Origin of the sequence: Paraburkholderia dipogonis, assembly GCF_046027395.1 — a bacterium.
In the GTDB taxonomy this organism is placed as follows: Bacteria; Pseudomonadota; Gammaproteobacteria; order Burkholderiales; family Burkholderiaceae; genus Paraburkholderia; species Paraburkholderia dipogonis_A.
Genome location: NZ_JAQQEG010000092.1, coordinates 1 through 10,385, shown reverse-complemented (window position 1 = coordinate 10,385; position 10,385 = coordinate 1). Strand labels below are relative to the sequence as shown.

Genomic DNA, 10,385 nt, shown 5'->3' with positions numbered 1-10,385 from the left:
TTACAGACGTTGGACGAGATGCAACCCAAGCCGTTTGAGCGTCCGCTTCGGGCTCGCAAGGAGGCGGTGGCTGCGCGAGGTCGCCTTATCGGACATCGCCACGGATTGGTAGAAGTCGGCATGACCAGTTGTCTTCGGCCTCACCGCGCTCCGTGCTTGACTATGGCAGTTTACATGCCGCCAAACGGTTTCTTCACCGCCAGCTTGTTGGTCACCGATGTCACTCCGGAAACGCCCTTGACGATCGACTCGGCCTTGCCGATCTGGGCAGCTTCCATGACCGTGCCATTCAGTGTCACCGCACCGTCTTTCGCGATGACACTGATGTCTCCGGCGCTGATTTCCTTGTCCTTCCCGATGGCGGCATAGACCCTGCGGCGCAGGGCGCGGTCCGCTTTCCTGCCCGCGGGAGCCACCGCGCCCGATGCCGCGATCACGGACGCACCCTGCGCACTGGCGGGCGCACTGGCTGCGTCACCGGTCTGGGACCACGCCGTCGTGGAAGCGGTAACGAACCATGCGGCGATTGCCAATTCGAGTGCGTGGATTGTTTTCATGGATTACTCCGGTTCATGAAAGTGACGGAATCAGAAGGCATGGCGAATGCCGACCATGGCCGCAGTGGTGGAGGCACCCGGCGCAACCGGGGCTCCATAAATGATCGTCTGGTTCATCGTCCCCCTGTTGTTGACATACCCGACCTGCGCGTACGCCTTGGTCCTCAGGGACAGGTTGTACTCCGCACCTACTGCGAATTCGCTCGAATGATTCGCGGAATTGTTCCGGTCCTTCAAGTAGTAGTAGCCGGACGTGATCCTGAAGGCGGGACTGAACTGATAGCCAAGGCCACCCGACGCCATTTCGAAGTCGGCGCTATTGCTCTTCGCCGGGTTCCTGCCAATAGCGTACGAGGCGGATACCGAAAAGCCGCTGATCGTGTACATCGCACCAAAATAGTAGAAGCGGTTATTGTTCAGGCCGGTCGCCGGTATAGCCGGAGCCGCCGGGTAAGTGAGCGGATACGGGTTAGTGTCATGCCCGTTGTAGTACACCGCGGACAGGTTCAGACCGTAATTCGAATACTTGAGCACGGCCGACTCGCGCGTGCCACCCTGGAACTGTCCCGCGACCCCGCCCGGCGCGAACTCGAGCGCAAGCGACGCGCCGTAGAATTTCGGCGAAGTGTAGACCAGCGCGTTGCTGTCATACAGGGCGCCGATTGGCGCGTTCGTGCTGGTGCCGGGCCAGCCGGCCGCCTGATTCACGCCCAGCCACGCAGTCAGGATGCTGCCGAAATACTGTGCGCCGCGTACGTCCGTTTCCGCCATCGCATAGATCATCGGGATGATCTGCCGGCCGGCGTCGAACGTGCCAAACGGCCCGGTTGCCCCGATCGTCGCAAACTGGTTGAAGAGGGCAGTCGTGCCCGGCGTGTCGGACAGCCCGAACTTGCCGTTCGTGGTGTTGAACGTGCCTTGCAGCTTGAACGTGATCTTGTAGCCGCCGCCGATGTCTTCGCTTCCCTTCAAGCCCCAGTAGCTGGCATAGATGCCGCCGTCCTTGAGTTGATAAACATGTCCCTGGTTGCGCGCGGTCGGCTGAAACGTTGCGGCCGAGGTGCTCTGATAAAGGAGTCCAGTGTCGAGTACGCCATAGAGCGTAACCGACGACTGGGCATGGGCCGTCGCCGAAAAAACTATCAGCACTGCCAGGATACTCGACTTCAATTTCATTGTGTCTCCTCCAGATTTGAGGCGCGCCGGGTGGACCCGGCAGCTTATGGTTTATTGCTTACTGCTTGAATGAAACTGTGTTGTTGCCAGGTCGGTGTCTCACGCCGACAGGTAGTAATCGCCGAACTGATCGCGCAACCGGTTCTTGAGCACCTTGCCCGTTGCGCCGAGCGGCACCGAGTCGACGAACACCACGGCGTCCGGCTTCCACCATTTCGCAACCCGGTCGTCGAAGAACGTCAGCAGTTCGTCCGCAGCGAGCGTGCTGCCGGGCTTCTTCACGATTAGCAGCAGTGGTCGCTCGTCCCACTTCGAATGCCGCGCGGCGATGCAGACCGCCGTCGTGACTTCGGGGTGCAGATACGCGACGTTTTCAATGTCGCTCGAACTGATCCATTCCCCGCCGGACTTGATGACGTCCTTGCTGCGATCCGTGATCTGCATGAAGCCGTCGGGATCGATCTTTGCCACGTCGCCAGTCGGGAACCAGCCGTCGTACAGCGGTGTTCTGCCGTCATGGCCGAAGTACGCCTGCGTGACCCAATGACCGCGCACGAAGAGGTCACCCGTTGCGGTGCCGTCCCACGGCAAATCATTGCCTGCGGGGTTGGCGATTTTCATGTCGATGCCAAACAGCGCGCGCCCCTGCTTCGCCTGGAGCGCGTAGCGCTCCTCTACAGGCAGAGATACCTGATGCGCCTTGAAACTGCAGACCGTGCCGACCGGGCTCAATTCCGTCATGCCCCATGCGTGCAGTACATCGACGCGATGGCGCGTCTGGAATGCCATCGTCATCGCGGTCGGACAAGGCGCGCCGCCGATAATCGTGCGCTTCATCGACGAAAACGAACCCCTGATCGCGTCGACATGCGCAAGCAGTCCCTGCCAGACGGTCGGCACGCCGGCCGACAGCGTGACCTGTTCGTCCTCGATCAGGTCATGGAGCGATTTGCCGTCCAGTGCCGGCCCCGGAAACACCAGCTTCGCACCCACCATGCAGCCGATATACGGCAGTCCCCACGCGTTCACATGGAACATCGGCACGACCGGGAGGATCACATCGCGCGCCGAACAGTTCAGCGAATCCGGCAGCGCCGCCGCGTAGGTGTGCAGTAGGGTCGAGCGGTGGCTGTATAGCACTCCCTTCGGATGGCCGGTCGTCCCGGACGTGTAGCACAGCGACGACGCGCTGTTTTCGTCCAGCAATGGCCAGTCGAAAGCGTCGCCGTGACCGTCGATGAGATCCTCGTAGCACAGCAGCTTCGTGGACAGGCCATGGTCTTGTGGCATATGCGCTCGGTCGGTCATTGCGACGAAGACCTTCGGGCCCTTGACCCGCGGCGCGACGCTCTCGATCAGCGGTAGAAACGTCAAGTCGAAGAACACGACGCGATCTTCCGCGTGCTCGATGATGTACGCGAGCTGATCGACATGCAGACGGGGATTGAGCGTATGCAATACGGACCCGGCCCCGGACACCGCGAAGTACAGTTCCATGTGACGGTAGCCGTTCCACGCCAGCGTCCCGACCCGTTCGCCCTGCTGGATGCCGAGGCCTGCGAGGGCATTTGCCATGCGGCGAGCGCGTTGCGCAAATTCGCGGTACCGATACCGGTGAATGTCGCCTTCGACCCGTCGTGACACGATTTCCTGTTCGCCGTGGTGGCGTTCAGCGTGCGTGAGCAGCGACGCAACCAGTAGCGGTTGCTGCATCATCAAACCTTGCATCCTTGTTCCCCTGAATGACTGCATGTTCCGGCGCGGCCTGGATCACGGTGCCGCATTGCATCCCGATGCCTGCGCGGGACTGGCGGCCGGATCGTCGAGACTCACGAACAGCTTTCCGTCGATGACCCGGACCGGGAAAGTCGTCAGGCTCAACCCGGCTACGCCCGGCATGCAGCCGGTGCGCAGGTCGAAGCGCAGACCGTGGGCCGGGCAGCGCAGCACGCACCCCTCCAGCTGACCGTTTGCGACCGAGGCTCCCTGGTGCGGACACGAGTCGTCAATCGCGTGGATCGTGCCGTCGATATTGAACAGGACGATGCTGCGGCCATCGACGAAGACCAGTTTGCGCCGGCCTGGCGCGAGTTCATCGACCGCGCCAAGCGGTATCTGATCAGACGAGTTCATGGATCAGTGTCTCTGCCGTCGGCCATTCACCGAACCCTGCAGCCGGATTCAGGTGACCGACTTCGCCAAGGTCGACGAGCCGGCTGCCCCAGTCCTTCGCCATCGCCGCGGCGCGCTCGAATTGCGCGAGCGGATCGTTGCGGCTCGCACCGACGATGCTCGGAAACGGCAGCGGCTTTCGTGGAATCGGCTGCCAGCCGTTCTGAGCGAGCACGTCGAAGGCCGGGTAGCCTGCCGGCAGCAACGTCTCGAGATCGGCCGGAGCGGCGAGCAGTGCGCCGTGAATCTTGCGGCTGTGATGCTGGGCCCAATGCACCGTGATCATCACGCCCGCGCTATGCGCGACCAGGAGCACCGGACCATCGATTTTCGCGAGGGCAGCATCGAGCGCCGCGACGCGTGCCGCGCAACTGAGTTTGTCGTGCTCGAGCGGCGGCACTGAGGCCACTTTGGGCAGCCTCTGCGCCAGCAGCGTTTGCCAATGCTCCGCGACGTGGTCGCGCAAGCCCGGCACCATCAGAATGGTCGGTGTCATAGCGGCTTGTCACCGACAATTCCGGCGCGCTCCATCTTGCGGTGACACGGCGGGTAGTCCATCACTGCATAGTGCTGAGTGCTGCGGTTGTCCCAGATCGCGATGCTGTTGGGTTTCCAGCACCAGCGGACCTGGTACTCGGGGATGCAGGCCTGGCTGATGAGATAGCGCAGCAGCTCACCCGCGCCCGGATTGGCGTCCTGCCCGAAGCGCACGCGCGCCGGCGTGTGGTAATTGGTGAAATGGGTGGTGAAGGCGTTCACGAACAACACCTTCTCGCCGGTCTCCGGGTGCGTGCGCACAACGGGATGCTCCGCGTCCGGGAATTGCGCCTTAAGAGCGAGACGTTTTTCGATCGGCATCGCGGCGCCGAAGCTCGCCTCGATGCTGTGGCGGGCGCGCAGGTCCGCGATCTGGGTCTTGATGTGGTCTGGCAGGTTCTCGTAGGCGAGGACCATGTTTGCCCACATCGTGTCGCCGCCGACTGGCGGGCATTCCACGCAGCGCAGGACAGCGCCGAACTGCGGCGCCTCGCGCCAGGTGGCATCCGCGTGCCACGCGTTTTCATACCGGTCGTTGGGCTGATCCGGGTTCTTGTAGATGCGCACGAGGCCCGGATGTTCCGGGTCGCTGCCGGCGACAGGATGGTCCTCCAGTTCACCGAAACGGCGCGCGAATGCAACATGCTCCGCGCGCGAGATGTCCTGGTCACGCAGGAACAGCACCCGGTGTTTGAGCAGTGCCGCGCGGATCCCGGCGAACAGGCCGTCATCGTCGATGGCATCGGCAAGGTTCACACCGACCAGTTCGGCGCCGATCGCGCACGTTAATTGTTCGATTCGCATGGCGTTCTCCTCAGATGACGAAGACCGACGAGCCCGTCGTCTTGCGCGATTCAAGGTCGCGGTGGGCCTGCGCCGCTTCCTCAAGCGCGTAACGCTGGTTGAGTTCGATCTTGATGCGGCCTGCGGCGACATGCCCGAAGAGTTCGCCGGCGAGTTCGTCCTTCTCGGCGGGGTCGGCGATATAGTCCGCCAGCGCGGGACGCGTCAGGTAGAGCGAGCCCTTCATTGCCAGAATCTGCGGATTGAACGGCGGGATCGGACCGGACGCGGTACCGACGCAGACCATCAGGCCACGGCGCCTGAGCGAATCGAGCGACGCCTCGAAGGTATCCTTGCCGACGCTGTCGAACACGACGTCCACGCCGACGCCGTTGGTCAGTTCGCGCACGCGCTTCGCGACGTCCTCGCGGCCGTAGTAGACGATGTGGTCGCAGCCATGCACGCGGGCCACCTCGCCCTTGGCCTCGTTCGAAACCGTGCCGATTACGGTGAGACCCAGCAGCTTCGCCCATTGCGACACAATCAGGCCAACACCGCCGGCGGCGGCATGCAGCAGGATGGTGTCACCCGCCTTGAAATCGTGGATGCGGCGCATCAGGTACGACGAGGTCAGGCCTCGCATCGTCATGCCGGCAGCCGTTTCGCAGGAAATCACCTCCGGCAGCTTGATGAGCGGAGCCGCCGGGACCAGGCGTTCGGTACTGTAGGCGCCGAGTGTGTTGAGAAAGCCGGTGTAGGTCACGCGATCGCCGACCGCGACGTTGATCACATCGGAACCAATTGCCTCGACCACACCTGCAGCCTCGACACCCATGCCTGCAGGCATCGGCACGGGGTAGAGGCCGCTGCGGAAGTAGGTGTCGGCGAAATTCAGGCCCACTGCCTCATGCCGCAAGCGAACCTGCCCGGGACCGGGGTCGCCCACTTCAACGTTTTCATAGCGCAAAACTTCGGGACCGCCGGTCTCATGGAAACGCACTGCTTTCGCCATTTTCGAATCTCCTATCCTTTACTCGAACTACAAACTTAAATTTGGTCGGCGACGGTGGTGTCCGTCCCGTTCTCAGGTTCACTTGCCAGGCCTAAGCTTGCCGGTGACCCTTGGGTCAGCGCTGGCCTGTTCGCGCAGGGCACTCACGCGATCGAGGTCGACGCCATAGTTCCGCTTGCCGATGAAGAAGGCGGCCGCCGCGACGAGCGGCGCAAACGGCACGAGTTGCAACGCGCCGAGCAGCCCGATCCGGTCAGCCACAATGCCCGTCAGGATGGCAGCAGGTGCCAGGCCCAGCAGGTTATTCGCCAACGTCAACGTGGCAAACGCCGACGCATGGATCGACGGTGGGGTGAGGTTCGCCACCATCGCGCCTGAGGGGCCGGTCGCGCCTGCGCAGAAGAACATGCCGGCGCCAATCACGACGAGCTGTGCCGGACCCGCCGGCATCCGGAAACCGATCGTGAGCAGCACGAAGCAGATCAGGCAGAAGGCGACAGCCGTACTCCACTTCCTTTCCCGCGCATGCTTGCTGAGCCGGTCGGTCAGATTTCCGCACACCACCATGCCGAGCGCAGTGGCCAGCACGAACACGGCCGCGCTCATGGCCGCCTTGCCGGCGGGCATGCCGTAGTAGCGGTTCAGAAAGCTGGGCATCCACGCCCATACCGCTGCGGGAACCAGCAGATGGATGCCGCTGCCGACGTAGGCACACACAACCGACTTTGTAGAAAAGAGTCCTTTCATCAGCGCGCGCAGGCTCATGCGCACGCCGGCGCCCTGCGTCCGACGGCCCACGTTTGCCGGTTGCAGCGGCGCGAGCCGCTTTTCGGTGATGGCGAACCGGTAGACAACGACCAGCATGATCCCCAGGGCCGCCATTGCACCGAACGCCGCGCGCCAGCCCAGGTGAGCCGCAACCGCACCGCCTAGCGCCATGCCCAGCACTGAACCGAACGCGCCGCCGGCCATGAACGCGGCGGTGAGCGTCGCGCGCAGCCGTGCCGGAAAGATGCTCAGGACAACCGCAATGCCGACACTGCCATACGCGGCTTCACCGATACCGACGAAGGCGCGCGCGAGCAGCATTTCGTTATAGTTCGTCGAGAGTGCACAGCCGAGCGTCGCGAGACTCCACAGCGCCGCCATCAGGACAATGCTTTTCACGCGGCCCCAGCGGTCGGCGAGCACCGACAGCGGAAAGGTGAGCACGCCGACCATCAGCGCGACCACACTGCTCAGCGAACCCAGCCGGGTGTCCGAAAGATTCCATGTGGCCTTGAGCATCGGAAACACCGCATTCAACACCTGCCGCGACATGTAGTCGGAGAGCAGCAAGCCCACGGTCAGGGCAAATACCACCCACGCATACGCGGGCACGTCTTTTGGCGTTGTCGAAACGTCGGCCGTGGTGGGCTCGGCATGGGTGAACATGAGTCGTCTCCTTCGTGTCCAGCTCGTTGGCGACCGCCTTTGCCCTGGAGGGCAAAGGGGAGCCTTTATGCTGCGCGTAGCGGCAGGTTCTTCACGCCGGCCTTGCGATTCGGCGCCATGCCGTTGGCCGCGAGCGTTTCGTCGGCCGTCTCGTACTGCACACCGATGCGGTAGATGTCGCGCGCTTCCTTGCCGGAGGCAATCTCGCGGCCGAGTTCGCGCGCCACCCGCACGCACTGTTCGATCTGCTGCAGCGAAGTCATCCTGTTGCCGTGCTGGTCGATGATCGTGTCTTCGATGCCGCAGCGAGGATGCAGGCCCATGGCCATCGCCATCATGTTGAACGGCAATACGTTCTTGAGCAGCGACTCGGCCGTGAGCGTGCAGCCGTCCGGCGCGCGGTGAACGAAGTTGACGAAGTTGAACGGGTTAGGGCCGTCGAAGCCACCGCCGATACCGATCCACGTCAGGTTGAGCGGACCCTTGTAGGCACCCTTGCGCACGAGGCGATCGAGTGTTTCGAGCGCATGGATGCCCGTGAGCTGGAAGTGCGGCTGGATGCCCGAGGCCTGCAGGCGGCGCAGGTGCTCCTCGACCCAGGCCGGACCCGCGGGCACCGTCATTTCGCTGTAGGCGGCCATGAGCGCGGGATTGGACAGCGACGTGCCTTCCAGGTACGCCGGATAGAGCAACTCCATGATGTTCATCTGCGTGGTGTTGATCGCCACGGTCACCTGATCGGGCTTCGGGTCGAGATCGGCCAGCATGTGGCGGGTGTCGTCCGACAGCCACTTTGCGGCCTGCCCGTCGTCTTCCGGCGCGAACGAGATCGAGCCACCGACCTGGATGATCATGTCCGGCACGGCCGCGCGCACACCCGCGATCAGTTCGTTGAATTTTGACAGGCGTTTGGAGCCCTTGCCATCCAGTTCACGCACGTGCAGGTGCAGGACGGTCGCGCCGGCGTTGTAGCAGTCGACGGCCTTCTGGATCTGCTCTTCCATTGTCACCGGAATGTCTTCCGGAAAATCCTCGGGCATCCATTCCGGGCCGTACGGAGCCGTTGTGATGACAACCTTGTCCTGGTTCTCGGGGTGCAGCGAATCGTCGAGGAATTGCATCGTGTTCTCCAGTAAGGGGACGGTATTCCGACGCTCGCGACACAGCTAGCCGCTTCAAAACTGGTCGGAACATGATGAACCGTTGAGATCGCACGATACGGCAATCCTGCAGTACACTTTTGTGATTGGGCGCCATCTTTTTAGCATTTCATGCCACTGCGCGTTAACACCGATATTTGTGCGCGGCGGGCATTTCATGACCGGACGGTAAGGCGTTGCCCGTAAGGCGCGTGCGGAGGCATAACGATGGAATCGATGCTGCGGTCGGTAGCCATGAACGGCTACTTCGATGTGACGCGGCGGGTCGGACTGAACCCGGTCGAGCTTGCGCAGCAAGTCGGGATCGATACCGCGGCGCTTGCAAATCCGGACGATCGCATTCCGGCAGCCGCCGCGTGCCGGCTGCTGGAACTTACCGCCGAAAAGGCGTCATGTCCGACTTTCGCGCTGCAGATGGCCGAGACCCGGCAGACGTTCGGTACGGGTGTGGTAAATGTCCTGCTCGCGCACAAGCGCACGCTACGCGAGGTGTTGCTGGCGACAGCCGAATACCGGCATCTATTGAACGAAGCTCTCGCTGTGTACGTCGAGGACGTAGGCGAAACGGTGACCATCCGTGAAGAACTGGTCGTCGAACCGGGTACCCCAACGAATCAGGCGATCGAACTCGCGGTCGGAGTTCTGTGGCGCCACTCGAGCGCCTTGCTCGGCGATCACTGGAAACCACGCTCCGTGCATTTCGTTCATCAGGGGCCGAAAGACCTGACGTTTCATCGACGATTTTTCGGCTGTCCGTTGGAGTTCGGCAGCGATTTCAATGGCTTTGTGTGTGCCGCCGCCGAGCTCGACTACCCGAATCCCGCCGCTGACCCGGAACTGGTGCGATATGCCGAGAGCCTCGCGGATTCGCTCAACGTGACGGGTGTCGACTCGACCGCGCTGGAAGTGCGCAAGGCAATCTACTTGCTGCTGCCCCTCGAGCAGGCCACCGTCGAACTGGTTGCGCGCCATTTGCGTCTGAGCGTTCGCACCATGCAGCGCCAGCTTGAACTGGCGCATACCAGCTTCTCGCGTCTGGTCGAGGAAGTCAGGCGCGAACTTGCCGTGCGCTATATGGGCAACCCACGCTATCCCATCGGGCGGGTTTCCGCACTCCTAGGCTATGCACAGCAGGGTTCCTTCACGAACTGGTTTAATTCACGCTTTGGCGTGACGCCGCGTGACTGGCGCAACAGCCATTTGAAATGATTGCGCTGCGCCTTGGGCCTTCGAACGTTGCGGTCGCCATCCAGTCGTCGAATCACCGAAACCTCGCAACCGCAAGCCGCCATGACGCCCGGCGCAGACATCCGCCGCTCAACAGTCGACTCTCCCTGCTCGGACAGTGCGACGAGGCCTGTCGCCTCCGACAATCGTGTTCATCACCCGCGAACGTCTGGTACGGGAGACAAAATGGATACACTTTCAACCGGTCGCGCAAGGGACCGCGAACGGCCAAAAACTCGTCTTGAGATATGACTGCTTCTATGGCCGCATCAGGATCTGAAGCAGCCGTTGCGGCTGCGACGTAACGAACGGCGGCTCCGGGTCGGT

Annotated in this window: 10 protein-coding genes; 1 reads left to right on the top strand and 9 read right to left on the bottom strand. The window is 62.5% G+C overall.

Annotated elements, in window-relative coordinates:
* Positions 1 to 170: 170 nt before the first annotated feature.
* From PQR32_RS41705 to PQR32_RS41665, 9 genes are all read right to left on the bottom strand, one after another.
* Positions 171 to 557 carry a BON domain-containing protein gene (locus PQR32_RS41705; protein WP_408241615.1) on the bottom strand — a complete coding sequence of 129 codons (387 nt, stop codon included), beginning with the start codon at positions 555 to 557 and terminating at the stop codon, positions 171 to 173.
* 30 nt (positions 558 to 587) lie between these two features.
* Positions 588 to 1,733, bottom strand: a complete 1,146-nt coding sequence (locus PQR32_RS41700; protein WP_408241612.1) for a porin — start codon at positions 1,731 to 1,733, stop codon at positions 588 to 590.
* Between the two features lie 99 nt (positions 1,734 to 1,832).
* Positions 1,833 to 3,461: a 3-(methylthio)propionyl-CoA ligase gene (locus tag PQR32_RS41695; protein WP_408241609.1), complete on the bottom strand. Its 1,629-nt coding sequence runs from the start codon at positions 3,459 to 3,461 to the stop codon at positions 1,833 to 1,835.
* A 42-nt stretch (positions 3,462 to 3,503) separates the two neighbouring features.
* Entirely contained in the window at positions 3,504 to 3,866 is a 363-nt protein-coding gene (locus PQR32_RS41690; protein ID WP_408241606.1) for a Rieske (2Fe-2S) protein, read from the bottom strand.
* Entirely contained in the window at positions 3,853 to 4,401 is a 549-nt protein-coding gene (locus tag PQR32_RS41685) for an RBBP9/YdeN family alpha/beta hydrolase (protein WP_408241603.1), read from the bottom strand. The genes PQR32_RS41690 and PQR32_RS41685 overlap by 14 nt, the downstream gene beginning before the upstream one ends.
* Complete coding sequence (locus tag PQR32_RS41680; RefSeq protein WP_408241600.1) at positions 4,398 to 5,246, bottom strand: TauD/TfdA dioxygenase family protein; 849 nt, start codon at positions 5,244 to 5,246, stop codon at positions 4,398 to 4,400. The genes PQR32_RS41685 and PQR32_RS41680 overlap by 4 nt, the downstream gene beginning before the upstream one ends.
* Positions 5,247 to 5,256: 10 nt before the next feature.
* Positions 5,257 to 6,237 (bottom strand): quinone oxidoreductase family protein, encoded by a 981-nt coding sequence (locus PQR32_RS41675; protein WP_408241597.1) that lies wholly within the window; start codon positions 6,235 to 6,237, stop codon positions 5,257 to 5,259.
* A gap of 78 nt (positions 6,238 to 6,315) precedes the next feature.
* The gene (locus tag PQR32_RS41670) at positions 6,316 to 7,671 is read right to left on the bottom strand and encodes an MFS transporter (RefSeq protein ID WP_408241595.1); all 1,356 of its coding nucleotides are present in this window, start codon (positions 7,669 to 7,671) and stop codon (positions 6,316 to 6,318) included.
* A gap of 65 nt (positions 7,672 to 7,736) precedes the next feature.
* Positions 7,737 to 8,792: a beta-keto acid cleavage family enzyme gene (locus PQR32_RS41665; protein ID WP_408241592.1), complete on the bottom strand. Its 1,056-nt coding sequence runs from the start codon at positions 8,790 to 8,792 to the stop codon at positions 7,737 to 7,739.
* Positions 8,793 to 9,038: 246 nt separating this feature from the next.
* On the opposite strand from PQR32_RS41665, the gene PQR32_RS41660 reads away from it, so the two are divergent.
* The gene (locus tag PQR32_RS41660) at positions 9,039 to 10,040 is read left to right on the top strand and encodes an AraC family transcriptional regulator (RefSeq protein WP_408241589.1); all 1,002 of its coding nucleotides are present in this window, start codon (positions 9,039 to 9,041) and stop codon (positions 10,038 to 10,040) included.
* The last annotated feature ends 345 nt before the right edge of the window (positions 10,041 to 10,385 follow it).